23 protein-coding genes and 1 pseudogene are annotated in these 25,730 nt (G+C 60.8%); 12 read left to right on the top strand and 12 right to left on the bottom strand.

Annotated elements, in window-relative coordinates; all coding sequences use genetic code 11:
* Positions 1 to 130 precede the first annotated feature (130 nt).
* A complete protein-coding gene (locus CYA_RS11815; protein ID WP_228375336.1) occupies positions 131 to 754 on the top strand; it encodes a hypothetical protein in 624 nt (207 codons plus the stop codon).
* A 143-nt stretch (positions 755 to 897) separates the two neighbouring features.
* Here the strand turns inward: CYA_RS11815 and CYA_RS11810 are convergent, their stop codons facing one another.
* A complete protein-coding gene (locus CYA_RS11810; protein ID WP_011431307.1) occupies positions 898 to 2,088 on the bottom strand; it encodes a M20 metallopeptidase family protein in 1,191 nt (396 codons plus the stop codon).
* Positions 2,089 to 2,502: 414 nt separating this feature from the next.
* Complete coding sequence (gene hisA / locus CYA_RS11805) at positions 2,503 to 3,288, bottom strand: 1-(5-phosphoribosyl)-5-[(5-phosphoribosylamino)methylideneamino]imidazole-4-carboxamide isomerase (protein WP_011431306.1); 786 nt, start codon at positions 3,286 to 3,288, stop codon at positions 2,503 to 2,505.
* Positions 3,289 to 3,764: 476 nt separating this feature from the next.
* On the opposite strand from hisA, the pseudogene CYA_RS14850 reads away from it, so the two are divergent.
* Positions 3,765 to 3,899, top strand: a pseudogene (locus CYA_RS14850) (IS200/IS605 family transposase); the annotation flags it as partial.
* 100 nt (positions 3,900 to 3,999) lie between these two features.
* Positions 4,000 to 4,374, top strand: coding sequence for an SOS response-associated peptidase family protein (locus CYA_RS11795; RefSeq protein WP_228375334.1), 375 nt, complete (start codon positions 4,000 to 4,002; stop codon positions 4,372 to 4,374).
* Here the strand turns inward: CYA_RS11795 and dprA are convergent.
* On the bottom strand, positions 4,313 to 5,464 hold the full coding sequence (gene dprA, locus CYA_RS11790) for a DNA-processing protein DprA (protein ID WP_148203212.1): 1,152 nt from the start codon (positions 5,462 to 5,464) through the stop codon (positions 4,313 to 4,315). The genes CYA_RS11795 and dprA overlap by 62 nt on opposite strands.
* A 140-nt stretch (positions 5,465 to 5,604) precedes the next feature.
* Between dprA and CYA_RS11785 the strand changes: the two genes are divergently transcribed.
* A complete protein-coding gene (locus tag CYA_RS11785) occupies positions 5,605 to 5,835 on the top strand; it encodes a hypothetical protein (protein WP_011431304.1) in 231 nt (76 codons plus the stop codon).
* The gene (locus CYA_RS11780; protein WP_011431303.1) at positions 5,828 to 7,315 is read left to right on the top strand and encodes a sodium:solute symporter family protein; all 1,488 of its coding nucleotides are present in this window, start codon (positions 5,828 to 5,830) and stop codon (positions 7,313 to 7,315) included. Before CYA_RS11785 ends, CYA_RS11780 begins: the two co-directional genes overlap by 8 nt.
* Positions 7,316 to 7,375: 60 nt before the next feature.
* On the opposite strand, the gene CYA_RS11775 is transcribed toward CYA_RS11780, so the two are convergent.
* Positions 7,376 to 8,170 (bottom strand): CPBP family intramembrane glutamic endopeptidase, encoded by a 795-nt coding sequence (locus CYA_RS11775; protein WP_011431301.1) that lies wholly within the window; start codon positions 8,168 to 8,170, stop codon positions 7,376 to 7,378.
* 15 nt (positions 8,171 to 8,185) lie between these two features.
* On the bottom strand, positions 8,186 to 8,467 hold the full coding sequence (clpS, locus tag CYA_RS11770) for an ATP-dependent Clp protease adapter ClpS (protein ID WP_011431300.1): 282 nt from the start codon (positions 8,465 to 8,467) through the stop codon (positions 8,186 to 8,188).
* Positions 8,468 to 8,479: 12 nt separating this feature from the next.
* Between clpS and CYA_RS15430 the strand changes: the two genes are divergently transcribed.
* The 3 genes from CYA_RS15430 (at position 8,480) to CYA_RS11760 (ending at position 11,073) form a co-directional block, all read left to right on the top strand.
* Positions 8,480 to 8,671 (top strand): hypothetical protein, encoded by a 192-nt coding sequence (locus CYA_RS15430; protein ID WP_228375332.1) that lies wholly within the window; start codon positions 8,480 to 8,482, stop codon positions 8,669 to 8,671.
* Positions 8,672 to 8,731: 60 nt separating this feature from the next.
* Entirely contained in the window at positions 8,732 to 10,459 is a 1,728-nt protein-coding gene (locus CYA_RS11765) for an alkaline phosphatase D family protein (RefSeq protein WP_011431299.1), read from the top strand.
* 254 nt (positions 10,460 to 10,713) lie between these two features.
* On the top strand, positions 10,714 to 11,073 hold the full coding sequence (locus CYA_RS11760; RefSeq protein WP_011431297.1) for a hypothetical protein: 360 nt from the start codon (positions 10,714 to 10,716) through the stop codon (positions 11,071 to 11,073).
* A gap of 57 nt (positions 11,074 to 11,130) precedes the next feature.
* On the opposite strand, the gene CYA_RS11755 is transcribed toward CYA_RS11760, so the two are convergent.
* The 3 genes from CYA_RS11755 to CYA_RS11745 form a co-directional block, all read right to left on the bottom strand.
* A complete protein-coding gene (locus tag CYA_RS11755) occupies positions 11,131 to 13,425 on the bottom strand; it encodes a glycosyltransferase (protein WP_049749788.1) in 2,295 nt (764 codons plus the stop codon).
* A 59-nt stretch (positions 13,426 to 13,484) separates the two neighbouring features.
* Positions 13,485 to 15,419 (bottom strand): cellulose biosynthesis cyclic di-GMP-binding regulatory protein BcsB, encoded by a 1,935-nt coding sequence (locus CYA_RS11750; protein ID WP_099834771.1) that lies wholly within the window; start codon positions 15,417 to 15,419, stop codon positions 13,485 to 13,487.
* Between the two features lie 120 nt (positions 15,420 to 15,539).
* On the bottom strand, positions 15,540 to 15,941 hold the full coding sequence (locus CYA_RS11745) for a cupin domain-containing protein (RefSeq protein ID WP_011431294.1): 402 nt from the start codon (positions 15,939 to 15,941) through the stop codon (positions 15,540 to 15,542).
* A gap of 343 nt (positions 15,942 to 16,284) precedes the next feature.
* Here CYA_RS11745 and CYA_RS11740 point away from each other — a divergent pair, with 343 nt between their 5' ends.
* The 4 genes from CYA_RS11740 to CYA_RS11725 all read left to right on the top strand — a co-directional run bounded on the left by CYA_RS11740 (position 16,285) and on the right by CYA_RS11725 (position 20,846).
* Entirely contained in the window at positions 16,285 to 17,847 is a 1,563-nt protein-coding gene (locus CYA_RS11740; RefSeq protein WP_228375330.1) for a hypothetical protein, read from the top strand.
* Positions 17,844 to 18,980, top strand: coding sequence for a hypothetical protein (locus CYA_RS11735; protein WP_011431292.1), 1,137 nt, complete (start codon positions 17,844 to 17,846; stop codon positions 18,978 to 18,980). Before CYA_RS11740 ends, CYA_RS11735 begins: the two co-directional genes overlap by 4 nt.
* Positions 18,981 to 19,056: 76 nt before the next feature.
* Positions 19,057 to 19,908, top strand: coding sequence for a hypothetical protein (locus CYA_RS11730; RefSeq protein ID WP_049749787.1), 852 nt, complete (start codon positions 19,057 to 19,059; stop codon positions 19,906 to 19,908).
* A 101-nt stretch (positions 19,909 to 20,009) separates the two neighbouring features.
* Positions 20,010 to 20,846, top strand: coding sequence for a universal stress protein (locus tag CYA_RS11725; RefSeq protein WP_011431290.1), 837 nt, complete (start codon positions 20,010 to 20,012; stop codon positions 20,844 to 20,846).
* Positions 20,847 to 20,860: 14 nt separating this feature from the next.
* Here the strand turns inward: CYA_RS11725 and CYA_RS11720 are convergent, their stop codons facing one another.
* The 4 genes from CYA_RS11720 to prmA form a co-directional block, all read right to left on the bottom strand.
* Complete coding sequence (locus tag CYA_RS11720) at positions 20,861 to 22,390, bottom strand: hypothetical protein (protein ID WP_011431289.1); 1,530 nt, start codon at positions 22,388 to 22,390, stop codon at positions 20,861 to 20,863.
* Positions 22,391 to 22,397: 7 nt separating this feature from the next.
* Positions 22,398 to 23,657, bottom strand: coding sequence for a histidine--tRNA ligase (hisS, locus tag CYA_RS11715; RefSeq protein ID WP_011431288.1), 1,260 nt, complete (start codon positions 23,655 to 23,657; stop codon positions 22,398 to 22,400).
* 80 nt (positions 23,658 to 23,737) lie between these two features.
* The gene (locus CYA_RS11710) at positions 23,738 to 24,556 is read right to left on the bottom strand and encodes a 16S rRNA (uracil(1498)-N(3))-methyltransferase (RefSeq protein ID WP_011431287.1); all 819 of its coding nucleotides are present in this window, start codon (positions 24,554 to 24,556) and stop codon (positions 23,738 to 23,740) included.
* Positions 24,526 to 25,431, bottom strand: coding sequence for a 50S ribosomal protein L11 methyltransferase (gene prmA, locus CYA_RS11705; protein WP_049749840.1), 906 nt, complete (start codon positions 25,429 to 25,431; stop codon positions 24,526 to 24,528). The genes CYA_RS11710 and prmA overlap by 31 nt, the downstream gene beginning before the upstream one ends.
* Positions 25,432 to 25,730: the final 299 nt, after the last annotated feature.

The raw sequence follows: 25,730 nt of genomic DNA, 5'->3' as shown, positions 1-25,730 counted from the left end.
GCTATCCTGTCTATAAACGCTGAGCCAAAAAAATCTATGCAGCTTAGAATGGTTCATGTCCATGTCTAGATTGCAACGCTTCCCAACTGCTCTGGGATCCCAAGCTCTTTCCAATCAGGAGAGATAAGAGTTGCCGCTCAAAAATTTGAGCGATGGTTTGCTACCGGTGGAGAAGAAAGTCGTGGTGAAAAAGCAAGCTCTTTGGCGAGGCTGGGTGGGCATTGCCGCTGTGGCCCTGCTGGGATCCGGCCCTGCCTATGCCCAGTTGCGGCTGATCCCTGAGGCGGCGCGGCAGGTCTACGAGGCCTTGCCAGATCTGCCTCTGGAAAACACCTATACCCCCGTGAACCCCAATGACGGCGGCCCCGCGCCTGAGGAAGATACCTTGGTGCGGCGGATGATGGTCTATCACTTGCAGGTGGTCGGTCGCTCTCCTACCGACCGCTTTGACTGGCAACTGACGCTAGCAGACTATCTGGACGCCAACGAGCCGATAGTTGCCCAGCGCTACCCCGGTGCCGAGCGGCTGACGGTCAACCCCTATGCCCAAGACAAGGCAGCCGTGCAAGCCCTGAGCCGGCAACAGCGACAGGCCCTGCTGCGGGAGCTTGTGCTCGCCTTCGGCGGGGATCCCGATCCCAAGCCCCTGTACATTCCCGCCGACTTGAATCCTGTCCCCGCTCCTGCCACCCCAAAACCGCTGGAACGCTTGCCGATTCCCGGCGCTGGATCCGCCGACCTACTTCGGCCCTAGAGGGAGTCTCCCCTCACCCCCGGCCCCTCTCCCAGAGGGTATCCCTCACCCCCAGCCCCTCTCCCTGAGGGAGAGGGGAGCTAGGATTTGACGTAGCGAACGGCTTATTCAAATGGTCACAGCTTTTTTGGGAAGTGCCCCCTTTAATCCAAAGTCTTTCCAGTGTAGTTTTCAATGCAGCGCAAGAACAGCTCTACCCCAATGCCGAGGGCAGCTTCGTCAAAGTCAAAGCGGGGATGGTGATGGGGATAATCTAGCCCTTTGGCAGGGTTGGCGGATCCCAGGAAAAAGTAGCAGCCGGGCACCTCGTTGAGGAAAAACGAGACGTCCTCGCCGCCCATGGTCATCTCTGGAATAATCGCCGCTTCTGAACCGAACAGCTGGCGGGCGGCTTGTTCTACCAGGGCTGCCATGGCCGGGTCATTGTGAACCGCCGGATAGCCCCGCTCGTACTGGAACTCGTAGGTGGCCCCATAGGCTTGGCAAATGCCGGCCACGATTTCTTCTATACGTCTTGCAAGCAAATCCCGCACTTCCGGCTGAAAGCTGCGCACGGTGCCCCAAATTTCTGCCCGGGGAGCAATGACATTGAAGGTGTCGCCGGCCCGGAAGCGGCCCACCGTCACCACCGCCGGCTGCAGCGGATCCACGTTGCGGGAGACGATGGTCTGCAAAGCGCTCACAATGTGGGATCCCACCACAATGGCGTCCACCGTCTGCTGAGGAAGAGCGGCATGGCCACCGCGCCCAATGACCTCGATTTGAAAGCGATCGGCAAAGGCCATCGAGGGGCCGCTTTTGACGCCAATGGTGCCCAGAGGTCGGTTGTTCCACAGGTGTAAGCCGAGGATGGCTTCTACATCTGGGTTCTTCAGCACCCCCGCTTCCACCATTGGCTTGGCTCCGCCGGGGCCTTCTTCAGCAGGCTGGAAAATAACTTTGACGGTGCCTCTGAGGCTTTGGCGGTGCTGCTGCAGCAGCTTGGCGGTGCCCAGGGCAATGGCCGTGTGGCCATCATGGCCGCAGGCGTGCATAACGTTGGGGATGGCGGAACGGTATTCGACCTCGTTGGCCTCGTGAATGGGTAGGGCATCCATGTCGGCCCGCAGCGCCAAAACCGGCCCTGGCTCTTCTCCCGCGATGGTGGCCACAATGCCGGTGTGGGCGATGCCGGTCTGGTGCGGGATCCCCCAACTTCTCAGGCGGTGGCTGATGTAGGCGGCGGTTTGCTTCTCCTGGAAACCCAGCTCTGGATACTTGTGCAGGTGGCGGCGCCAGGTCACCAACTCCGGCTGTAAGGCTTGAACGGCAGGGCGAAGGGCGGGAACTTCCATGGCTATCCTAAAAAACGCTTAGACAAGAGTCAGCCTGGGGAAGATCTTCCTTCCCGGTTGGTTTCCTAGAAGCTGTTTAGAGCATGACTCTAGTCAATAATAAGCTCAACTATACTGAAAATAATGTATAATATGTTCAGTACGGATTACTACCAGTTGATCTTTCTGTTTACTTTCGAGTCTGCCAACATGGTAGCCAAAGCAAAGCAGAAAATTGGTAGTAAGACGACACGGAAACTGCGCTTTGGGTATTCTACTCAAAGCTTTGCGGGATACCGCCATTCTGTTTGGAAACAAACAGAATGCTATCGCTGCATAGTTGAACAGTGATGTTCAGCAGTGTTCAGCGTAAATGTATCAGTTACATGTCGATTCCGTCCAGTATGGCAAAAGTTTTGCCAGGGCTGTTTCTCCCTAGGCCCACCGGGATCCAGTTTCTGGCGGCAGATCTTGCCAGCGGCCCGGCCCCACGGCGCGCAACGCCTCTGGCAGGGAGATAGCTCCTGAGTAGAGGGCCTTGCCCAGAATGGCTCCGGCCAAACCCGGCAAGCTCAGCAGGGCAAGCAAATCGGTGAGCGAGCCAATCCCCCCGGAAGCGATAACCGGCAGGCGGGAGACAGCCAGGATCTGGCGCAACTGCTCTAGGTTGGGGCCGGCCAGGGTGCCGTCCCGGCCAATGTCGGTGTAGATGATCCCGGCAGCCCCTTGGGCTTGGACCCGTTGCACCAGCTCGGTGGCGGCTAGGGGAGTGGTGCTCAGCCAGCCGCGGGTGGCTACCTGACCTTGGCGGGCGTCGATCCCCACCCAGATGCGTCCCGGCAAAGCCTGGGTCATGGCCTCCAGCAGGGCGGGATCCTCTACAGCCACCGTGCCGACGATCACCCGCTCCACCCCCAAGTCCAGCAACTGCCGCGCCCGCTCCAGGGATCGGATCCCACCCCCCACCTGTACCGGGATGGCCAGTTTGCGGACAATGTCTGCAATGATGGGCAGGTTAACCGGATCCCCGCTTTTGGCCCCGTCCAGATCCACCACATGCAGGCGAGGCGCCCCTTGGGTGGCCCAGATTTCTGCCTGCTGGACGGGGTCGGCGGCCACCTGCTCGGCTTGGGCGTAATCGCCTTGGTAAAGACGCACGGCGCGGCCTTGTAAAAGGTCGATGGCGGGGATCACCTCGAGAAAGGCACTGGCGTGAGGCATGATGGGATCCCTGGAGAAGAGCTTTTCCAGTATCGCCTGAGTATTGACACTCCCACCGCCTAAAGGCGGGGGATGCTTACGCAGTCCACAAAAGAACCCGCAACGGCGTTGTCAAAGCGCCTCTAGACAGTTCCTGAAGGCAAAGCCCCAAGGTTCTGCTGACTTTCTTAAGCAGGTTGGCGGCAGCATTTGCCTCAGCGTTGACCAACCACCCCTTTGCCGTTTGGTACAGGCCCCGCTTGACACGCTTTCCAGCGGGTCTCCACCCGTCGGGTTTTTCACCATAATTAGGTAGCTCATCCCCATCTAGGAAGCTTGCCTGCGAGCTGTACGCCTCCTCTACCTCAATAAACTCCATGCCATAATGCCGACATAATTGCGCAATACGCTCCTTGAACCGACCTGTTGGAATGAAAACAAAGTTTTGGTTAAAACCGCATTCTTGTTTTTGTTCTTTGTTCCAACCTAAGTAAGCGATAGCGCGAGAGGGAAGTCAACGGTACAATCACTACAACCATGGTGTGGGGCTAGCGGTTGTTTATCTTATTTTTTGGCCAAAGAGAAGGAAAAAGGTGTTGGTAGGAGAAGTCAGGAAGAGGTTGTTTGAGCTATGAAACTATATCAACGACCCCCATCATGGGTAAGCGACTAAAGTGGCTAGCGCGCTTTTCCGGCGCGCACTCAAGTGCGGGGCTAGCAAGCTATCCTCTTGTGTTTGCCTTTGCCGGTATTTGGGAGCGCTGGCGCAGCCCACAAGGGGTGGAGATAGAAACTTGCGCCATCCTCAACACGCCGGCCATGATGGAGCCTTTCCACGAGCGGATGCCGGCCATTTTGACGGAAAACGACTACGACCTCTGGCTGGATCCACAGGTGCGGGATCCCAAGCTGCTGTTGCCCCTGCTCCGCCCCTACCCGGCAGAGGCCATGGCCGCCTACCCCGTCAGCACCCATGTGAACAACCCGCGCCACGAGGATCCCACGTGTCGTGCTCCCATCGGAGAAGCTGGGCAGGGATCCAACCTCAGCGAGCCCGCTGGTAGCGCATCCCCGGCAGTTGCACCAGCCAGCCTTCCAGTTCCATAAGCAGCAGGGTGCTGGAGAGGGTGGCAATGTCCATCTGGGTGGCCTGGACCAGGGCGTCGAGGCTGAGGATTTCGTTGCCCAGGAGCTGCCAGAGAAGCTGCTGCTGGGGATCGCTGGGGCCGAAGGAGGGGGGCTGTTCTGGGGGAGGGGATCCCTGAACCAAATCCAGCTCTTGGAGCAGCTCCTCAATCCCCAGGATCATGCCGGCGCCGTTGCGGATGAGCTGCAGACAGCCGCGGGCCGCCGCTGTGTCGATATTCCCCGGTAGGGCGTACACTTCCCGACCGTAGTGGTTGGCCAGGTGGGCGGTAATCAGCGCCCCCGAGCGCTCTGGGGCCTCCATCACCAAGGTGGCGCGGCAGAGGCCGGCGATGATGCGGTTGCGCTGGGGAAAGTGCTCCTTGGCCGGCGGCGTGCCGGGAGGATATTCGCTGAGGACGGCTCCTTGCTCCAAGATGCGCCGGTAGAGGGAGCGATGGTGGGCGGGGTAAACCTGATCCACCCCCGTTCCCACCACGGCCACTGTCTTGCCGCCTGCCTCTAGGCAGGCCTGGTGGGCAATGCCGTCGATCCCGGTGGCCAGCCCCGAGACCACCACACAGCCGGCTTCTGCCAGGGCGGCACTAACTTTCTGAGTCCAGAGCCGACCGTAGGAGGTGGGGGCGCGGGTGCCGACAACAGCAATGGCCGGCTGCTGCCAATCGGGGCATTCCCCTAAGACATAGAGAAGGGGCGGCGGATCCGGCAGCTCCCACAGCAGCGGCGGATAGCCGGGATCCGCCGGGGTTAGGAAAGGGATCCCAGGCTTTTGGGTCTGCTCCAGGATCTCCTCAGGATCGAGGCCAGGCCGGGCAGAGACAATTGCCTGGGCCAAGGTAGGGCCGATGCCTTCTACCTGCTGCAGGTCCAGGGCGTCCGCCTGCCAGGCCTGCTTCAGGGATCCAAAAAACTCCGCCAGCCGTTTGAGCCGGTGCGGGCCGATGCCCTTAATCTGCGCCCAAGCCAGCCAGTAGGGCCGCTCTTGTTCGCCGCGGCAGGATCCCGGCCTGCCGGCGTTGTCAGCGGGGGAGGAAGGAAAAAGCAATCTCAAGTCTCTGGATCATCGAAAAGGGGAATCTCGGCGGCTGGCTGCCTCGACCCTGCCGCGGGGCTAATACCAGGTTAATCGAGCCATCCTGCTTTAAAATGAAGTCCCGCTGAAGATGCACCTGCACAGCAGGAGGTCGGAGGATGCTCGAACAGGATCCCGCCGCTGGCCTTTTGCGCTTTGGGCGGCTGCGGCAAGCTTGGGTGTGGGGGATCTATCCCCTGCTGTGGCTATTGACCTGGGTGGGCGTGCGCTCCGCCCAGCCGCAGCTATTGGGGATCCCGGCTTGGTACTGGGGGGCGGGGTTGGCCATGTTGCTGCTGGTGCCCTTGAACCTCTACATTGTGCGCGTTTGCTGGCCTAGAGATGGGTGACACGGTTTTGAGTTTGGGTGTGGTTGGGGTGTACCTGCTGCTGTTGGCGGCCATTGGCTGGTGGAGCTACCGCCACAGCGGTCGGGATCCGGTGAGCTACTTTTTGGCGGGGCGGGGTCTGGGATCCCTGGCTCTAACCTTGACGACGCTGGCGACGCTGCTCAGTGCCTTTACCTTCATTGGGGTGCCAGCGGATGCCTATACCCACGGCCTAGGGATCTTCCTGGGGGTGGGAGTGACCACCGCCTTCATTTCGGGGCTGTTTTTGTGGGTGGGCTACCGGGTATGGCTAGCAGCCCAACACTTTGGCTTCATCACCCCTTCCGAGTTTTTCGGCCACCGCTTCAACAGCCCTCTTTTGGCTCTACTCTACTGCCTTAGCGCCCTGATGTTTACCGCCCCCTACATCAGCATTCAGATCATTGGCGGAGCCCGCACCCTGGCGGCGGTGTGGGGGGAGGGGATCCCCTATTGGCCCCTGGCGGTGGTGGTGGCGCTGGTGATCTTGGGGTATGTGCTCTTTGGCGGATCCCAGGCGGTGGTCTGGACGGACGTGGTGCAGGGGATCATCTTGATTTTGGGGATGGGGGTGGCCTTTGTTGCAGTGGCTTTCTCCCTAGGGAGAGAAGCGGGTAGCGAACTGGATCCCTGGCTGAGCTTGCCCGGCCCGCAGGGGCGCTGGAGCTGGCAGACCCTGCTGGGCAACCAACTGCTGTTTTTCATGGCCACGCCCCTTTTTCCCCAATTTTTCCAGCGCTTCTACATGGCCAAAAGTGCCCGTCCCTTCCAGACTCTGATGGTGGTCTGGCCGCTGCTCATTCTGCTGGTGTTTTTCCCGGCAGCCCTCATTGGCGTCTGGGGCCGGTTGGCTTTTCCTAACCTGCAGCAGCCGGACCAGATCATGCCGCTGATGTTGCAGAGCTTGCCCAGCGGCGTGGCGGCAGTGGTGATTACAGCCGCGCTGGCGGCTTTGATGTCCACGGCGGACTCGCAACTGCTCACGGCCAGCTCCCTAGTGACGCGGGATCTGGTGGTCACCTTCCTCAAGCGCCCGCTTTCCCCGCACCAGGAGGAGCTGTTGGGCCGCTGGGTGGTGCTGGGGATTGGGCTGGTCTCCTTTGCCATTGCCGTCAGGCCGCCGGGGCTGATTGCCCAGATTGCCACCTGGAGCTTCCAGGGCAACGCCATGCTCTTTCCCGTCTTGATCGCCGGCCTGTACTGGAAGCGGGCGACTCGCGCCGGGGCCGTGGCCGGAGCTTTGGTCTCCAGCGGCCTCACCTTGGGCTGGCTGTCGGGCCTGTTGCCCAAAGGCTGGACGGGCGGCTGGCTGCCGGTCATCCCGGCGGTGGTCGCCGGCACAGCCGTGCTGGTGGTGGTCAGCCTGCTAACCCAGCCCGACCGGGAGAGGGTGGCCGCCTACTATGAGAACGGCCCTTGGGCGGAGGAAGGGATCCCGGAATCTTCAGTTGTCTCGACCTAGATGGCGGCCCTCACCCCCAGCCCCTCTCCCTCAGGGAGAGGGGAGATGCTGCGGCGCTGCTCAGCTTCTGCCGGCAGCCAACCTCTTGAGAACAAGGAAGGTGCCGACTAGGAAGAACAGGCCCATCAAGCCGGCCAGCGGGTTGCCGCCGATGCCGGTGAGCCACTCTGGCGCTTTGCCGGTGTATTCGATCCAAGCCAAGTTGTTGACCCAGGTGATGCCCCACACCCAGCCGGCGTGCAGCCCCAGGCTGAGTCCTAGCTTGTTTTGGTTCCACACCTTGGCCTGGGCCAGCAGCAAGCCCATCAGCCATAGCCCCGGAAACTGGGGCCAGGTGGCGAGAATCTCCGCCAGCGGCTTTAAGAAATGGGCCAAAGCAAAGAGAAGGCTGGATCCCCACAGAGCGCTTGTCCAGCCGTAGTCCAAGGCCATCTCCTGCAGCAGCCAACCGCGGAACAACAGCTCTTCCGCCAGCGCCACCGCCAGGCCCACCCCTAACCCCAGCAAGCCATAGCCGAGCAGGGATCCCCCTGCCACCGGCTGCCAGCTCAGCCAGCCCAGGGCACCCTCTAGGCCAAAGAGCAGAAAAAGCCCGCCAACACCCATCCCCAGGCCCCAGAGGATCCCAGCCCGGCAGGCCCAACTCTTGTCTAAGCCATAGGCGGCAAACCCGGATCCCCACAGCCACAGCCAAAGGAGCAGCAGGGCATACAGCGGCAGCCAGAGGTACTCTCGCCCAAAGAAAAACCCCCCTAGGCCGACCCACGGCAGCCAGGCCAAAAGGGGGATCCCCAAAAACAGCAACAGGCGCAGCGGAAATGGAAAAGCTTTTAGTCTGGCAATCTGCAGGCCCACCCAACCCGCTCCTAGTTAGCGTTCCGGCTCGATCGAGCTGGTGAGGCCGTGCTGGCGCAACTGCTCGCAGTAAAACTCCGCATGCTCCCGCGGCACCACGATGACCACAGCAACGCCGTTGTTGTGGGCTTCCAGCATGATTTCGGTGGCTTGCGGCGGCAGCATCGATGGGATCACCTTCACCAGCACCTGCACCACGTACTCCATGGTGTTGACATCGTCGTTGTGCAGCAACACCCGGTACATGGGCATGTGCTTCGGGGTTACAGAAGGCTTAACCAGAGTCTCCGTAGCCACGACGATCCCTCCTTGGGTCAACAAGAGGTTCTAGAACGCAAAACCGGAAAACAGAGCCAAAAAGCAAAAAACCTTAATGGAATTTTAGCCTTCTCAGCAAGGGTTGTGAAAAGCCGGCGCACGGAGGTCGGCGTTCTTAAACAGAAGCTAACCCAGTTTTCACCGGCCCACAACCTCAGTTTGGGCGCAAAAATGCTTGACTGAGGGCGGTTGGCCGTTGTTGCGGATCCCTTTACATTTGCCTGCGTCGCCGAGGTTAGCTGTATGAGTTCCCTGCGTTCCCGTCGCTTTTTCCTGCAGTTGCTGATGTTTGGCGGTGGGGCAGCTGCCCTGGCCGCCTGTGGGGGCAACTCCAGTTCTTCCATCCCGCCGCTGGGAGAGCCCGGATTTCCCCAAGGGGTGTTTGCCGGGGATCCCACCGCTGAGGGGGCGGTGCTTTCCACGCGGGTGGTGCCGGCCAGCAGCGTGGATACGGTGCCTGTGACGCTGCAGGTGGCGGAAAATGCCGAGTTCAGCCCCATTCTGCAGCAGGTTTCGCTGACTGCCTGCCGCGTGGCCGGTCGCAACTACCGCACCGAGCCGGGCGACTACATTGCCCGGGCCGTCGTTACCGGCCTGAGGCCGGCGCAGCGCTATTTCTACCGTTTTGTCAGCGAGGGGCTTACCAGCCCTGTGGGCCAGTTCCGCACCCTGCCGGCTGCGGGCGATGGGCGGCCCATCCGCTTCTTGCACATTAGCTGCGCCAATGAGCCTCCTTTTCCCATTGGGGCAGCCCTATTGGCCGAGGTTAACCGCGGCGATATCGATTTCATCTCCTTCAACGGCGACACCGTTTACGCGGATCGCTTTTGGCTGGGGCTGGATCCCATCGGCAACCTGGAGTTTTACCGCAGCCTCTATCGGGATCAGCGGGATCCCAACTATGCCGGACGAGAGTTCGTGCAACTGTTTGGCCGGACTGCTTTTGTTGTCAACTGGGACGATCACGAGGTGATTGACAACTACAGTGGCCAGAAGGCCCGCGGTGGCCGGGCCACTCAGCTGAACGACACCACCGGGCAAACCCGCGATGTGGAAGATCTTCGAGTGTTAGGCTACCAAGCCTTTTTTGAATACAGCCCCATGAACCCGAATTTGACGGATGTGCCGGGGGTGGATAGCCGGGATCGGCTGTTTCGCAGCTTCCGCTACGGGGCCAATGCCGAAGTCTTCATTCTCGACCTGCGCCAGTACCGCGACTTGGCTGCCGTGACCCCCATCCTGCCCATCTTGCCCCCCGGCCTGACTCGTCAGCGCTTTTTGGAGCTGGCCGGCATCCGCCTCACGCCCGAGCAGGAGACCCTTTTCTTCGGCCCGCCGGGATCCGAACAGGCGCTGTTTAACCTGCTGCGCCGCACGCCGCGCACCCTCTTGGGAGAGCCGCAGAAGCAGTGGCTGTTCAACGGCCTGCGCAACTCCACCGCCACCTACAAGTTCATCGTCAGCGAGTTTCCCATCACGGTGACCTATTTCCGCTCCAACGATGTTTGGGAAGGCTACTGGCTGGAGCGGCAGGAAGTCATTGACTTTATCGAGAGCAACAACATCCGCAACGTGGTGTTCTTGACGGGCAACAACCACGCCGGCTTTATCGGCCAGGTCAACCCCGGCAGCAGCAACCCCATTTGGGAAGTATGGACTGGCCCCACGGGACGGAGTGTTACCGCTTTAAGCATCGATGAAGAAGGGAATCGCCTAGGGATCCCCAACGCCAGCCGCCTCTACTACCGGATTGTGAATGGCTTTCTGGCCCCTGTGAACCCTGCCAATCCAGAGGTGAGCGGGATCCCTGGCGTAACAACGGGCAACCTGCGCTTCTTGGAGCTGGCAGTGCCTAACTACAACGTCATCGAAGTGTCCGGCAGCCGCTGCACCATTCAAATCAAAGGCCCCACCGGCAGTGTTCTGACCGATCCCCTGGGACGCCGCGGAGAACTGATTCTGCCCCAGTGAGGAGCTAGACAGCTCCGGCCTAGAAAAATAGAGGGCTTTAGGCAGATTTTATCCACCCTACTCTGATCAAGGGATCCCCGCTCTGGTCGGGATCCCTTTTTTGTAACTCTTTTTTGCGATTTTCAACATGGGATCCTTAACGTGATCTGGATCATTTGGAAGAAACAGAGTTGGCTGCTAGAGTGTGGGTGTTGAGGTGGATCCCTGTAGCCAAATCCATTCTTTCTCCGTTCTTCAGTAGGGAGGGCATTCCTATGGCTTCGGTGCGGGGCTGGTTGATGGCAAGCCTGATAGGGGCAGCCGCGGTTGTCGGGGGTGCTGCCGCCTGGGCTCAGAGCCGTAGTTTATGGCTTCTTAATGGACAATCGACCGTAGTTACAGGCTACTTCTACCAAGGTGAAAACATCTGGGCGCAGTGCGATCGGGATTGCTTCGATGTGGATCTGGTGCTTTACGATGCCAGTGGTCGGGTGGTGGCTGCAGACGAACTCTTGGACGATTTCCCCATCGTGCAGGCGCCCTACGAGGGCAACTTTTCCGTCAAGGTGATTATGGCTAGCTGTCTCAACCCGCGTGGTTGCGCTGTGATTGTAGATTCGGACTACAGCTTCTAAAGGGGCGCCGGCTGTCCTTAACTTCGCCCCCACGGCTTGGAAAGCCAAGTCAGCAGCCTAGCCTGCTTTTTGGGTGGCTTCCTGGACTTTGGCGTGGGTAAACTTGCTTATGCCGTGGATGGTTTTTTCCCAGTAGAAGGGCTTGGTAAAAAGCTGCCACAGGGCCATATAGGCTGCGATGGAGTGGAGCTGCCAGTAGATGGGGTTGAGCAGGGCATAGAAGGCCAGATCGTAGTAGCCGCGTCGGAAGACAGCCACCAAGTTGAGGTAAATCCCAATGGCATTGCCCACCAGGAGGTTAAACAAGCCCAGATAAACCAGCCAACTCGGGAAAATGTTTTGCAGCCAATGAGCACGGGTGAGCAGCCAGTAGAAAAAGAGCAGCCACATAATGGGGCTGGTGAGGAAGGTGAAGAAGCTGCCCCCGATGAAAAATTGGTAGGCCAGCCAGTTTTTGAGGCCCAGTTTGCGCAACGAGCGCAGGGGGTGGCGGTTGTGGACTAGCCAAGTCTGCATGTAGCCCTTAATCCAGCGAGAGCGCTGCCGGATCCAGTTTTTGAGGGCGCAATTGGCCTCTTCGTAGGTGGTGGAGTTGATCACCCCCACTGTGTAGCCGTGCTGGCTGGCGCGGATGCCTAGATCGGCATCTTCGGTGACGTTAAAGGGATCCCATCCCTGCAATTCCCGCAAGCGGTCGGTGCGAAAGTGGTTGCTAGTGCCCCCCAGAGGAATGGGCATTTTCAGGGTTTCCAGGCCGGGCAGCAGGTAATCAAACCAATAGGAATACTCCAGGGTAAACATGCGGGTGAGGAAGTTCTCGTTGCGGTTGAAATAGTTGAGGGCCGCCTGGACGCAGACCAAGCTGGGATCCCCTTTTTTGAAGGCGATGACTGCTTTTTTGAGTTGGTCGGGGTCGGGGATATCCTCAGCGTCGTAGATGGTGAGGTATTCGCCGCGGGCAAAGGCCAGGCCGTAGTTGCAGGCTTTGGGCTTGGTCTTGGGCTTGCTATCTGGCACGATGAGTAGGCGCACGTAGCGGGGAGGCTTGGCGGCCCGAGCGGCTTCGATGGTGGCCTGGTCGTTTTCCTCCAGTAAGATAATCACATCCAAGCGCTCGTGGGGGTAGTCCAGCTTGGAGAGGGAGTTGATGAGAATTGGCATCACTTCTGGCTCTTTGTAAACCGGCACCAGGATGGTGTAGATGGGCAAGGTGTGGTCATCGAGGGCAGCCACTTCCTCATCGGTAATCTGGTGGAAGCGATCGGCGGATCCCACCAGGCTGAGCACGAACTTAAAGAAGATCGAGGCTACATAGAAGAGATTGACCAACAACACCAAAATCGTCAGGGTTGTCCAAGGAGCACTGGCCAACCCCCACAGCAGCAGCACCAGCAGGCCGTAGCCTACCGCAATTTGGGAGGGGGTAAACACCCGCGAGGCCGATTCCTCCGGCAGACGGGTCAGCAGCTTGTAGACTGCCTCTTGGCTAAAGCGGGATCCTTGGTCTTGGCTGAGCAGTTGCGTGATATCCTGCTCGCTGCCCAGCACCTTTTCAATTCGCAACCCTGGCCGCCAACTGTAGAGCAGCTCATCCACCGCCCAGTCCAGGGGGTCATTGACCATCACGGTGAGGGTGTTCTCATCCGTCCAGTTCAAGGGGTAGAAGAGGTGGCGCATCATCAGCTCGGGCTCGAACTGGCGGCTCAAGCTCTCGTCGCGGTAAAGCAGCCCTGTCCCCATCAGCTCCGAGACGGAAGGATAGCCCAGCAGATGGGCCAGGATGCTGAGATACTCGGGAGTCGAGAGATAGCTCAGACGGGTCAGCACTTGCCCCAGGTTGGATCCAGTGCGGCGGCGGATGTCCAAAGCCTGCTGCCACTGCTCCAGAGTGAGACGACTGCCCAGCAGTTCGGCAGAAAGCTTGCGTTCGAGGATAACTGTCAGGATCTGCTTTTCTGTGGCCGGGATCTCCCAGATTTTTTCCACTCCTGGGCACAGGCGTTTCACAGCCTGCCAAACGCCGGGGTAGCCCGGCTCTTCAGTGGCCACGACAACGGTTTGCGGGTTGAGCCAGCCACAGGGCAAAAAGCGCACCGGCACCAGATCGATAGGCTCGATCAGCCAAGGCAGCTCTGGATCCAGGGAGTGCTTGAGCAGCCAGTCTCTTAGCTTGGGCCGATCCAGAATCTGGCAGCAGAGATGAGCAAACTTGGAGGGGTGCATGGCCCGCAAGCTCCAAAGAGCCCTGGCCAAAGAGCAGCCCACTGCTTCGCGGTACTCCTCGGCTTCCGCCAGTTGCTGCCGGGTGAGGTAGCCTGTCTGCACCAGCCAGGACTTGATCGACTGCAGCATGGCCTCTAGGTTGGGGTTCGGCTTCAGTCTGGCTTAAGCGCAAGTCCGTGACTAGCCCCCTACGAGGGGATTGGGGATTCGGGGCGGCCGGCCAAGCGTTGGTAGACATTCCAGGCCCCTACTGCCAGCAGGAGAGCCAGCACTAGCACCAGCCAGTAGCGGTACTGCCACAACAGGAGCTGCCAACTGAAGCGGCCTGGGTAGCGCACCCGATAGCCTTGGGGTGTGAGATCCCAACTCTGTACTTGGGTGAGATTGGGGGCAGCGGCATAGGCGGTGAGCACGTTTCCCTGTAGCTGGTTGGCCAGGCGGGTGCGCGGATCGGCAAGGCCGCGGCTGAGGCGTTCTGCCAAAGCCGGGTCAGATCCCCACCAGGAAAGCCAAAGGGTGGGCTTGCCTTGGAGGAGAAAGTATTGCAAAAGGCCGAGATTCTCCTGGGGCTGAGCTGCCAGGGCAACCTGCTGGTTCAGGGGATTGATGATTTCAAACTGGGATCCCAACCGGATGGGGCTATTCAGCTCCACCTGATCTGGCCCAGCCACGATCACCTGCCAGGCAAAGTTCCCCGTCTCCAGGTTGGCTTCCTCTTTGGGCAAAACCTCAAGGGTGGGCAGCAGGGGTCGGGCGGCCAGCCGGCTGAGGGCACCGACCAGGTAGGCGGCAGCCGGCAGCAGTTGGGGATCCCCCAGCCCAACCCGTCCAGATCCCTGCAGCACCGCCGGGATCTCCTGCAGCTCGCCGTTGGGGGCTTGGTAGCCACTCCAGAGAAGGCCAGAGCTATCGGAACGCACTTGCAAGGTCAGCGGGGTCAGGGATCCCTGGCAATTACCGAGGCTGGCGCCATAGTCAAAGCGGAGCTCCAGTTGGTTGAAGCGGCGCAACAGGCGGGTGGGCAGGGTCACAGTTTCGTTGAGCTGGGTGCGCCCGGTTAGGTTGTAGGTGCGCAGCAGAACGCCATTCAAGAACACGTAGCCCGTCAGGCGATCCCCGGCTCGGCCATCCACCGGGTTCATGATCACATCCAGTTGCGCTGCCAGATCCCGTGGGCGCCCCCCCAGTTGAGATAGGTTGAAGTTGAACACCAGCGACTGGCTGCCAAACCCCCGCAGCAGGGGATCCACAATCCCCAGCTCACGGAAGCTGAGGCGGTTGGCCCTGAGAGCCCTCTCCAAATCGGCTACTGCTGCCACCTGGATCCCTCGGCTCACCAGACCTGCCCGCTTCCACTCCTCGTAGAGGGCAAGAATGGACTCGCGGCGGGCGGCTACCCGTAGGCGGGATCCCTCGGGGGTAATTTCATGCTGCAGGTGGGGGGTGAAGTTGGCCGGTTCTAGGGTAACCTGAGCTCCTGCAACCGGGCGGTTGCTCCAGAGAATAGGGGTCTGGGGAAAGAGGTGGGAAAGCAAGCTATAGAGCCAAAGGGCCGCTTCTGCGGCTTCAGGAGTGAGGTTGGCTGGCACCACCAGAGTAAGCTGAGGGTATACCAGGCGCAGAAAGCCAGCCACCGTGGTATCCGGAACGCGGGGCACCAACTCAAAGAAACTGTCCCGCCCCACCGTCAGCAACAGATTGCCGGTGTTGAGATCGGCGCAGATGTCATCGCTGATGCTCAAAAAAGGCTGGACGGAGACAGTAATAAAGCGCTCACCAGGGGGCAGAGCTGGGATCGGCACCCGCACCACTGGCTCTTGCCGCAAATCTCGCACCAGAAAGATCCCGGCCAGCTCGTCGTTAATGAGCACCCGCACGGTGGAAGTCGGCTTCAGCACCGGTGAGGGCTCCAGCCGCAACTGCACAAAGCTGGCCTCGGGGTCAAGGCCGTTGAGGGGGGCAGGGACGGTAACATCCAGGCGCGGGTTAGCTCCTTGCAGCAGCACCGACCGCTCGTAGCCTAGCCTTTGGAACGAAAGAGGCTCTGCTTGTCCTGCCTCTACCGGCACGCAGCACAGCAAACTGGCAACGAGCAGCGCCCATTGTTTTCTCTTCTGGCTCACCTTTTTGTTTTGGATCCCTAGACATGCACAGACAAAGCCTAGCGCTAAGGTGGGAGCAGCCGTCCAGGCTTCAGAAGTTATTAGCCGGTCACAAGAGAGCTTTCTTGTCTTGGGCCTACCCTATGAGCGAGCGTAGTCGTCCTCGAAGCGTACAATATCGTCCTCTCCCAAATATTCCCCGTTTTGCACCTCGATGACGACCAAAGGGGTAGTGCCAGGGTTTTCCAGGCGGTGCTTGGTGCAGGGGGGAATGTAGGTGGATTCGTTGGAGTTGAGTAGCATCACCTCTTCGCCCCGCGTGACCCGCGCCGTACCCCGCACCACAATCCAGTGCTCGCTGCGGTGGTAGTGCATCTGCAGGCTGAGCCGATGGCCGGGCTTGACTTCGATGCGCTTGATCTTATACATCGGCCCTTCATCCAAAACCCAGAAGGCTCCCCAGGGTCGGATTTCTGCCTGGGAGGGCAAAAGCTCCAGCGTTGGAATTGCCGCGTTGTCCCTGTCCCGCGCAGACTGTGGCATTGAGGTCACACCCTGTTCCCGTCCAAAGACCTTCCTATCTTCACCTGCAGCCCGGCCACTGTTCATCGACCATCTTGCTGAACCCAATACGCCAAAATGCGTAGAAGAAACGCCTCAAAAAAGGGAAAACTAGTCTAGCTTTGTAGGGATCCCAAAACACGTCCATCGATCCCAAATAGTTTTTCTGAAACTTGTTGGCATTAAGTCACTCCTTGGGATTCGATGAGGTGTTCAAGTCTCCTAGAACTAATTGTGAAGTTTAGCTAAGTTTGTTCGTGAAGCATCTATGTTTGCAACTCAGCTTAAAGCCTTCTGGAGGCTCGTTGCGCCGGTAGGGATCCCCTTGCTGCTCCTGGCTGGTCTCTTGTGGGGGCTGAAGGAAGGCTGGGGCTGGGTGAGCCTGGAGATGCAGTTTCTTGTCTACAAGGGATCCGTAGCCGCCCTGGGGCCGGATCCCCGCCTGCCCATTGTCGGCACCACTTTCCCCCCCTCCCTGGTGCTGGCCACGGCCATTTTGGGGCGATCGCCGCTGTTGCTGCAGGCCATTTTGGGAGCCCTGTTGTTGGGCTGGGTGGGGCAGCAGTTGCGCCGTCTGCCCGCCGGCCTGGGGTGGCGCTGGCTGTGGGGCTTGTTGCTGCTGCTGCAGCCAGCTTTGATCCTGATGCTGCTGCGTAGCCCCGCCTGGACGGCCACCTCGCTTTTGCTGGGGGTAAACATGGCTTTGTTGTTCCCTCTGGCCGAGGAGAGACGAGCGGCGGAGAAGGACGAGCTGACTGTTACGCTGCGGCTGCTGCTCATTGGCCTGACCTTGGGGCCCCTGATGGTGCTGCGCTGGGAAAGCGGATGGCTGCTGCCCTGGCTGGCGATAGCGCTGCTATTGGCTTTTCGCCGCGAATCCTGGGGGTTTCGCTGGGCTTCGCTTTTGGTGGCAGGCTTTGTCAGTCTGGCCTTGATCCTGAGCTGGTTGTATGTCAACTGGCTGGGGGTAGGGGATCCCTGGGCCTTTACCTACCAGGCAGGGAGTGGCCTGCGGCTACCCCAGTTGCGGGAAGACTTGCAGCAGGCGGGTGGCTGGCGGGGGCTGCTTGAAGCGGGGAAGTGGCTGGCGCTGCTGGCTCCTGCCTATTTGCTGTTGGGGATGGGATCCCTGTTGGGTCACGGTTTGGGCCGTCGCGTCTGGGCCTTGATCTGGGGGATGCCGCTAGGGCTCCTCTTGGCTTCCCTAGGGCAAGGGCTGTTTCTGCCAGAGCTATGCCGTTTTGCTGTTTTCTGGGTACCCTTGCCTCTTGGGATGAGCGCCTACCTCGCTCGTGGAGCTGGTTCCCGTTGGGCTAAGTGCCTGTTGATCACCGCTCTCTTGGGGCTGAACTGCTTGACCGCCGGCTATGGGCTAAGCCAAGAGTCGGGTTTTTGGGCGCCCTTGGTAGCCGAAGAGCGGGATCTCTGGGAGCGACTGGTGGCAGAGGTAGCACCCATAAGCCCCCAGTTGGAAGCTGCCCAAGACCTGTACGAAGTAACTCCTAGCGGGCAAGCTCTAGAAACATGGCGAAGACAGCGCCAGGAAAAGCGCCAGGTGGGGCAATATCTCCGTCGCCACCTATTGCCCGGACAAAAAGTGCTGGTGGACGACGACATCCACTTTGAGGCTATCTTTTGGGCAAGAGACCCGCGCCTGTTTCTCACCCCTCACCAGTACGAGTTTGCCCTGGCTTTGCAGCACCCCCAGGAGCGGGTGGACTACTTGCTGGTGGCGGGGCCAGCGGATCCCTTGCGGAGCGCCGATCGCATCCTGCAATTTTGGCCTGAGCTCAATTTTGAGGGGCTGCCGGGCTTCAGGGAGGTTTATAGCTCCCCCCAAGTGCGGCTGTGGGCCCGCCAGGTAAAGCTTGAGGAGGAGACGGAATGAGCTGGAGACGACGATGGCCGAGGCGACAGGTGCTGCAAGCGGGCGGAGCGCTGCTGGCTGCCTATGGGGTTGCCGGCTGTGGCCAGGAGTTTTTGAGTCAGCAGGGGAGTCGCAGCCCGGAAAATGCCGAGACGGGAAGCATGAACTTGTCAGAGCTGCTGGCCCGCTGGGAAGTGGGCATCGGGGCAGATCCCGGTCGCTTTCTCTGGGAGATTGAGTCGGATCCTCAGGTGGCGGCGGTGGCGCAGGGGTGGGATCCCCATTTCCTGAGCGGCTGGCTGAACAGCTTTGACCACCGCCAGGGGGATCTCTCCTTTTGGCGCAACTGGCACCAGGCCGGGCTTTTGCGGCAGTGGTTTGAGCGGGGCTATACCCTCCACATCATCACCTGGGAAGACGACACCCACCGCCCCTGCGGCGACTACCACATCTCCCAGCAGTTTATCCAAGACGTAGCCGAGCTGGCGGGGTATATTGCCCAAGCCAACCCCCAAGGCCGCCCCACCTATTGGAGCCTGGCCACCGAGTTCTCCTACTGGCGCATCCCTGCCGATACCTACAACGCCGACACTGCCCCCTACTACCAGGCTCTCATGCGCAGCGTCCTAGGAGCTCGCCAGGCCATCAAGGAGCGTTTGCCAGAGGCCGAAGTGGCCCTCTGTTGGGGCGGGTGGATTGCCACCTTCGACGATCCCCAGCGCGGGTCGGGGCGCAGCATGGTGGAGCCCTTTGCCGAGACGATGAGCCAGATGGACGGGATCGCCTTCCAGTCCATGCGCCAGCGGCGGCCAGGGGAGTTTAACCCAGAGCTGAACGGGCCGGATCCCGGTAACCCGGAGCAGATCCGCCTCTGTTGCCATCTCTTTGCCCCCATCCACCGCAACTTGATGTTGGCCCACTACGAGCCCTCGATTAAGGACAAGCACCCCAACGGCGGTCGGGCCGACACGGTCCAGGTGGACTTTGCCATCATGAGCTGGCGGGAGTGGCTGCAGGAGGTGTCGCAACTGGGGCTGCGGCGCATGTCTCTCATGCACTACGGCCTCTACAAGGGGGATCCCTATGGGGCGCTGACGGCAGCGCGGCAATTCCGGGCCCGGGTGGGCCTACCGGCTGTTGCCAGGAGGGTGTAGCCGTGGAGACGAGGACCCAAAACGGCCTTTGGCAGATACAATCCCCCTTGGCGGCGCTGTTGTTGAGGATCCCCAGATGAAGCCTTTTGCCATAGCAAGAAGCTGGCTGCTGGGCCTAAGCCTTGTCTTGGGTCTAGAGCTGCCAGCCTGGGCAGGCTGTGGCTTTCCTCGCGGAGAAGGGAAGACGTTTTTCTCGCTGCAGCCCGAGGTCTACCAACCCCGCACCCGCTTTGACCAGAAGGGACGCCTGCAGCAGGCCCTTTCCGAGTACGGAGAAACCCGCCTCAACCTTTTCGCCGAGACTGGCCTTAGCGATCAGCTCACTCTCAACCTCAACACCAGCTACGTTTTCATCGAAAATCGCTTTGCCAGCGGGGCTGACACCGTTACCCAGCGCAACCAGGGCCTGCGGGATCTGGAACTGGGCCTGCGCCATACTTGGGGGAACGGGGATCCCTTTTTCTCAGCTCAGTTGACGGCCCTCATCCCGCCTGGATACGCCACCGAAAATACCCCCCTGCCCTTGGGGTACGGAGTCTTTGGCTACGACTTCAGCTTAGGAGCGGCAGCCAATGTCGAGCTGGGATCCCTGCCTGCCTTTTTCGACTCCTGCCTCACGTTCCGGGACTACCTGGGCTATCCCGGCGATCGCCTCAAGGCCAACTTAACCCTTGGGGCTGATTTGACTCCTGAGCTGCAGGCCATCCTGGCTTTGGATGGAGATTTCACCCTGGGCAACGGTGCGCCTTTGTTGTTCGGGGATTTGGCCGTTCAGGATCCCAACTACGACAGCCTCAAGCTCTCCGGCCAGCTCAACTGGCGACTAGAGGGAGGGTTAACGCTGGGCCTAGGAGGGTTTCAATTCTTGACTGGTCGCAACACCAATGCCGGCGGCGGCTTCACCGGCTATGTGTGGCTGAGTTACTAAAACCCAACAAAATGTTGCGGGATATCCGCCTCGGTAACAGGGATCCGCAGCGCCAGATCTAGGATGAGTCTTGGCAGCTGTTGGCCAGGAGAACGGATCCCATGCCTCGCTTTGAAAACATCATTGCCGCCATCGACGGCACTGGCCCCACCGAGCAGATGGTGCATACTCTCCTGTCCTTGCCGGCCTTTGCCCAGTGCCATGTGACGCTGCTGCATGCGGTGCCTTCCCAGACCTCTGCCGAGGAGATGCGGGCTGCCTGGCAAAAGGGGCAGGAGCTATTGGCCCAGACGCTGCAGACCTTTCCCCCGCGACCTGGGCTGAAGATCAGCACCCAACTGGTGGAAGGGGATCCCAAGGTGGTGGTGCTGCAGGTGGCTGAATCTCTACCCAATCCACTGATTGTCATGGGATCGCGGGGGCGCAACCGCATCATGGCCATTTTGCAGAACTCGGTAAGCCAATACGTGTTCCAGCTTGCCTCCTGCCCCATGCTGCTGGTCAAAGACGACGCCTACGTCAAATACCCCAGCCACGTCATGGTGGCCCTCAACAACTCCCCCGCCGCCCAGGCCGCCTTTGCCACGGCCCTGGATCTAGTGGCCGGCATCCCGGGAGCCCAGATTTTCCTAGCCTCTGTGCAACTGGATGCCGATGCCCAAGCGCGGGACGAGGTTCTGGATAAAGCCATTGCCACTCTCAAAAGCCGCCAAATCAGCCATCGGGTGTTCACGGCGGTCGGGGATCCGGGCACCGAGATTGTCCGATTGGCAGAAGAAAGCAAAGCCGACCTGCTGGTGATGGGATCCCCAGATCGCCGGCCCAGCATTGCCCGCAGCATCCCCGATTTGGATCGCCTGCTGGGGCGCTCCATCTCCGACTATGTGCGGGTGCACATCGGCTGCCCCGTGCTGATGGTGCGCTCTGCTCAAGACTAGAGACTGGTCACTCCCTAAGGCAGGATAGAACGGCGCTCCGTCACGCGGTCGCTTTGCTGCTGGCGATCCGGGCTGACGGCCCAAGCCTCGAAGATGAGCTCAGGGACGCCAGGGGGGATGGTCATGCGGGTGAGGGCTTGCCACCGCCCCTGCTCGTCGCGGGAGAAGTCCAACAACCACCGGGGGCCATCCACCAAAGAGCGGGTGTGACCGTGCTTGACCCAAAACTTAATCCACAAAGGAGGCTGAGCGGTGGAGCTACTGGCAGAATTGACGGAAGCCGGCAAACGCAGCACTACATCGAAGTTGTCACCTGCCCGCAGTTGCTCAGGCACCACCAGTTGCGGCGCCGGGCAAGCTCCCGGCACCTGCGGGGAAAGAGGCGAGGTTCCCGGACTGGCGGCGGCGAGCGGTGGCGGCGGAACCGCCTCCTCGCGAGGTGGCTCAGGTTGGGGTGGTGGAGAAGAGGATGAGATGGGCACTGGCCCAACCTCAGGTTGGGCGGCAGGTTCGGGCGCGGTGTCTGCTAGGGAGGCTGGGAGCTCTTCTGGCTGAAGCGGGCCCAAAACTTCTCCAGCCTCCTCTTTTTCCGCAGGGGCGCTGCGCTGCGAGATGCGCAACAACTTCTGCAGGGTGCGTTCGGGGGACAGCAAGGGTGAGGGCGGGGAAGAACTGCCGGCTGCGGCTGGCGTTTCTTCTTGCCGCTGCTGACCGGCAGGGATCCCTGGGGAGGGTGGGAGGACTTCCCCCTGGCCGCGACAGCGAACGGAAAAGGAGATCCGCAGCGGCTCTGGATCCGACCAGGAAGAGGGAGTGAGGCGCAGTTCCCCCCGCAGCGGACGGCTCCAGGTATGGCTCGGCAGGGTGATGGGAATGCTGAACACTGCCGTCCGGGCTTCAGTCGGAAATTGAATCAGCCGTTGCCCCTCGAAAACCGGGCTCTGCTCCCCTTCATCTTCTTGCCAAACTCGTACCCGCAGCTCGCCACTACAGCCAATCCGCCCCGTCACCACCAGCACTTCCCCCGGAGATCCCTCCAATTCGCTGTGCATCAGGGAAAACAGCTCTGGCGGGATGGCAACCTCTTTTTTCTGAGCCAGCTCAGGAGGTTCAGACGCGACTTCTTGGGCCGCCGGGGATAGTGCCTGTTTCCGCTGCACCGGGGCGGGCACAACCTGGAAGCGCAGGCAATTGTTCAGCTCCGCCTCGCCAAATAACTCGGCGATCAAATCGGCATCTCGGCAGTGCAACTCCCAAAAACCAGGGGCGAGGTGGGTGGCCGGCAGGATGACGCCGATCCCCTCCTCGTTGGTGCGAACAGAACGGGTTTGCATGAGCGAGGCGGCTGTCTTGGGGTTGGCTACCGCTGGGGATCCGCTATTTTCGGTCGGCAGAGGGCGCTGGCGGACTTCCACTGTGATGGTGAAGTGGGGCTGGGGAGAACGGGCAACGATGGTGTAGGTGTCCTCTTCCAGAATGGCTCCCTCGGCTGGTACCGGCTGCCAGTCTTCTCGGCCGTTGCGCCGCACCCAAAAACTCAACATCGCTCCCTCACCTCTGGGACACCAAATACTTCACCAGGTCAGCTTGCAAGAGGGTTTGCTGCTGCCCCGTGGGCAAGTGCTTGAGCTGCACCTCCCCGGCCGCAGCTTCCGCATCCCCCAGCGCGACAGCCCAGGTCGCACCGCTGCGGCTGGCCCGCTTGAACTGCTTGCTGAAAGCGCTGCCGCTGAGATCCAGCTCGGTGCAGAAGCCGGCTTGGCGCAGAGCTTGGGCAATCTGAAGGGATTGGGCCTCCGCTTTGGCGCCGCGGGAGATCACGTAAACCTCGACCGATGTTGGCGGAATCTCCTGTTGTTTCTTCTGCAGCAGCAAAACCAGCCGCTCCAGGCCGATGGCCCAGCCCACCGCCGGGGTGGGAGGCCCGCCCAGCTCCTCCACCAGACCGTCGTAGCGGCCACCCCCACAGACGGTGCTCTGGGATCCCAGCTCCGGCGAGACGATCTCAAAGGCGGTGTGGGTGTAGTAGTCCAGGCCGCGCACCAGGTAGGGATCCAGCTCATAGGGAATGTCTAGGGCTTGGAGATGGGCCTGCACTTGCTCGAAGAAGGCCCGCGAGTCAGCACTGAGGTAATCGGGCAGCTTGGGCCCTTGTTCAGCAATGGTGCGGGTATGGGGATCCTTGCTGTCGAGGATGCGCAACGGGTTGCGGACAAGGCGCTCCTGGGAGTCCAGATCCAGCTCTTCCTTCAAAGGGGTAAGGTAGTCCACCAGGGCTTGGCGATAGGCCCGCCGATCCTGCGGATCCCCGAGGGAGTTGAGCCGCAAGGTGAGGTTTTCCGCCCCCACTGCCCGCAGCAGATCCCAGGCCAAGGCGATGACCTCGGCATCGGCGCGGGGATCGCGGCTGCCCAGCAGCTCCACCCCCAACTGGTGGAATTGGCGTTGCCGCCCCGCTTGGGGACGCTCATAGCGAAACATCGGCCCACAGTACCAGAGGCGCTGCACATCGCCGGCCACCTGCAACCCATGCTGGATGTAGGCCCGCACCACGCCGGCGGTGTTCTCGGGGCGCAGGCTCACCTCCTGCTCGCCGCGGGTGCTAAAGGAGTACATCTCCTTGCCCACCACGTCGGTGGCGCTGCCAATGCTGCGGGCAAAGAGTTCTGTCAGCTCCAGAATCGGGGTGCGGATCTCCTGGTAGTTGGCTCGCCCCAAGATCTCGCGGGCGCTGGCCTCCACCTGCTGCCAAAGCCGTACCTCCTGCGGCAGGATATCTCGGGTGCCGCGCACCGCCTGGATCATCTCCATGCCTGTTCTCCCCCGCCCAGAACCACGGCTTGCTGCGCCAATGGTCGGCGTCAGTTTTTTCCTATCAACTCAATTATCGATTATCGGCTATCGGCAGCCGCGTTCCCCATTGCCGACGGGGCAAGCTGAGCCTGAGCTAAACCCCAACAGGAGTAGGTGGCGGCCACTTGGCTGCTGGCAGCCACAGCGGCGGTGGTGGAGCGCAAAATGGTGGTGCCCAGGGAAACCGGCACTCCGCCATGGGCTTCCGCCTGACGGCGCTCGGCCTCCGTCCAGCCGCCTTCTGGGCCGATGGCCACCGCCAAGACGGGATCCCTCTCCGAGAGCCTCAGCTTCGGCAGGGCTTGCAGCAGGAGGGGAGCGTTCTCCCGCGCCACAGCAATGCCCCACCAATCGGCTTTGAGCTCGGCCAGCCAACTTGTCCAAGGGGTAGGGGGATCAACCTGGGGCCAGCGCAGCCGCTCACATTGTTCGGCGGCCTCCTGCACAATTTTCTGCCAGCGTTCCCGCCGGCCCCATCCCGGCTCCACCACGGTGCGCTCCGTCAGCAGAGGGGTAATGCGCGCCGCTCCCAGCTCGGTGACCTGGCGAAACACCTCGTCAAACCCCGGCCCCTTGACCACTGCCAAGCCCAGATGCAAATAAACGGGCAGCTCCCGCGGCAGCGCCTCCACCTCGCCCATAACCTGGGATCCCTGCGGCTGCCAATGGGCCAGCCACAGCTTGCCGGAGCCATCCAAAACCAAGAACGGATCCCCCGGCTTGAGGCGGCGCACCCGCTGCAAGTAGTGCTCTTGCGGGCCGGTTAAACGGAGAACACCGCCGGCATCCCGTTGAGCCGGGTCGATGGCCAGGCGGGGCAGAGAACTCAGGTCATGCGTGCGTTCAGACAGCACCATTCTCCCCGTCGCCAGAGGGCTGCCACCGCCCATTCGTTGGCCTCCAACATCTCCGCCACCAACTTGGCCTGCTCGAGGAGGATACCGCTGAGGATCAGCCACCCCCCCTTTTTCACCACCAGGCCAAACTCTGGGATCATATCCAGGATCACGTCCGTCAGAATGTTGCACACCAGCCCGTCCACCATCTCGGGAATGTGCTCGAGGCTCCCCTGGGCCACCACAATGCGATCGGTGAGGCCGTTGAGGTCGCGGTTGTGGAGCGTGGCCTGCACCGCCAGCGGGTCGATGTCCACCGCAAACACCCGCTTTGCCCCCAAAAGAGCCGCCGCCACCGACAAAATGCCCGATCCACAGCCCACATCGGCCACTGTTACCCCCTCTGTGCCCGCCCCCAGGCGCATCTCCAAAGCCTCCAGGCAGAGCTGGGTGGTGGGGTGCGTGCCCGTGCCAAAGGCCATGCCCGGATCCAGCCGCAACAGGAGACGACCGGGATGGGGGGGGGGATCCAGCCAGGCCGGACAGATGAGCAGCTTGTCCCCAACTGGCTCGGGCTGCCAGTGCTGCTTCCAACTGTTGCTCCAATCCTCCGCTTCTATGCGTTCCCAGCGCAGTTTGGGGATGGGCTGGCCAGCCACAAGGGCGTCTTGCCGCAGGCGCAGCGCCAGAGCGGCCAAATCCAAAAGGGTGGCGCGGAACCAGGGCAAATAGGCGTGAATGCTGATTCGATCTTCGCCATGAGCCTGGCTGGCCATGCCCTGACAGCCAAAGCTCTCCAGCCGCCAAAAGATCTGATCCTCCTGGGCAGGGGAAGCGATGATGTTGAGAGCCCACCAGGCCCCACCGGGATCCGGCGCTTGGGCAGGCGAGAGCAGGCTGGGGTCGGCAACGGTTGTGCTCACGGGGATCCCTTCAACAAACCTAAGGAAAACCGAAGTTTTGGCTAACAGAATAGCGCTCCAAGTTGCCAGCAGGCTAGCACTTAATCCAGCACTCTATATCAAAAATTGCAGTTCTCCCCTCAATTCATAGTTTAGGCTTTAAGAGCCTGCCCCACTGTTCCTGGTTGGTCTGGGATTTGAAGGCGCACACCCGTCGGCTTGGCAGCGACGCAGGGATGGACTTCCCCCCAATTGGGGGATGGCCCTCAGCGGTTCCTTGGATGCCCAGCTCG

It is taken from the genome of Synechococcus sp. JA-3-3Ab (assembly GCF_000013205.1).
GTDB lineage: Bacteria > Cyanobacteriota > Cyanobacteriia > Thermostichales > Thermostichaceae > Thermostichus.
Note: the sequence above shows the minus strand (reverse complement) of the source record. Positions and strands in the feature narration are given on the sequence as shown.

What these genes read in the sequence shown, in the direction of transcription:
- CYA_RS11810 (WP_011431307.1), bottom strand. Translation starts at nt 2,088, where the DNA reads ATGGAAGTTCCCGCCCTTCGCCCTGCCGTTCAAGCCTTACAGCCGGAG.
- hisA (WP_011431306.1), bottom strand. Translation starts at nt 3,288, where the DNA reads ATGCCTCACGCCAGTGCCTTTCTCGAGGTGATCCCCGCCATCGACCTT.
- CYA_RS11785 (WP_011431304.1), top strand. Translation starts at nt 5,605, where the DNA reads ATGCTCGAACAGGATCCCGCCGCTGGCCTTTTGCGCTTTGGGCGGCTG.
- CYA_RS11780 (WP_011431303.1), top strand. Translation starts at nt 5,828, where the DNA reads ATGGGTGACACGGTTTTGAGTTTGGGTGTGGTTGGGGTGTACCTGCTG.
- CYA_RS11765 (WP_011431299.1), top strand. Translation starts at nt 8,732, where the DNA reads ATGAGTTCCCTGCGTTCCCGTCGCTTTTTCCTGCAGTTGCTGATGTTT.
- CYA_RS11760 (WP_011431297.1), top strand. Translation starts at nt 10,714, where the DNA reads ATGGCTTCGGTGCGGGGCTGGTTGATGGCAAGCCTGATAGGGGCAGCC.
- CYA_RS11755 (WP_049749788.1), bottom strand. Translation starts at nt 13,425, where the DNA reads ATGCTGCAGTCGATCAAGTCCTGGCTGGTGCAGACAGGCTACCTCACC.
- CYA_RS11745 (WP_011431294.1), bottom strand. Translation starts at nt 15,941, where the DNA reads ATGCCACAGTCTGCGCGGGACAGGGACAACGCGGCAATTCCAACGCTG.
- CYA_RS11735 (WP_011431292.1), top strand. Translation starts at nt 17,844, where the DNA reads ATGAGCTGGAGACGACGATGGCCGAGGCGACAGGTGCTGCAAGCGGGC.
- CYA_RS11730 (WP_049749787.1), top strand. Translation starts at nt 19,057, where the DNA reads ATGAAGCCTTTTGCCATAGCAAGAAGCTGGCTGCTGGGCCTAAGCCTT.
- CYA_RS11725 (WP_011431290.1), top strand. Translation starts at nt 20,010, where the DNA reads ATGCCTCGCTTTGAAAACATCATTGCCGCCATCGACGGCACTGGCCCC.
- CYA_RS11720 (WP_011431289.1), bottom strand. Translation starts at nt 22,390, where the DNA reads ATGTTGAGTTTTTGGGTGCGGCGCAACGGCCGAGAAGACTGGCAGCCG.
- hisS (WP_011431288.1), bottom strand. Translation starts at nt 23,657, where the DNA reads ATGGAGATGATCCAGGCGGTGCGCGGCACCCGAGATATCCTGCCGCAG.
- CYA_RS11710 (WP_011431287.1), bottom strand. Translation starts at nt 24,556, where the DNA reads ATGGTGCTGTCTGAACGCACGCATGACCTGAGTTCTCTGCCCCGCCTG.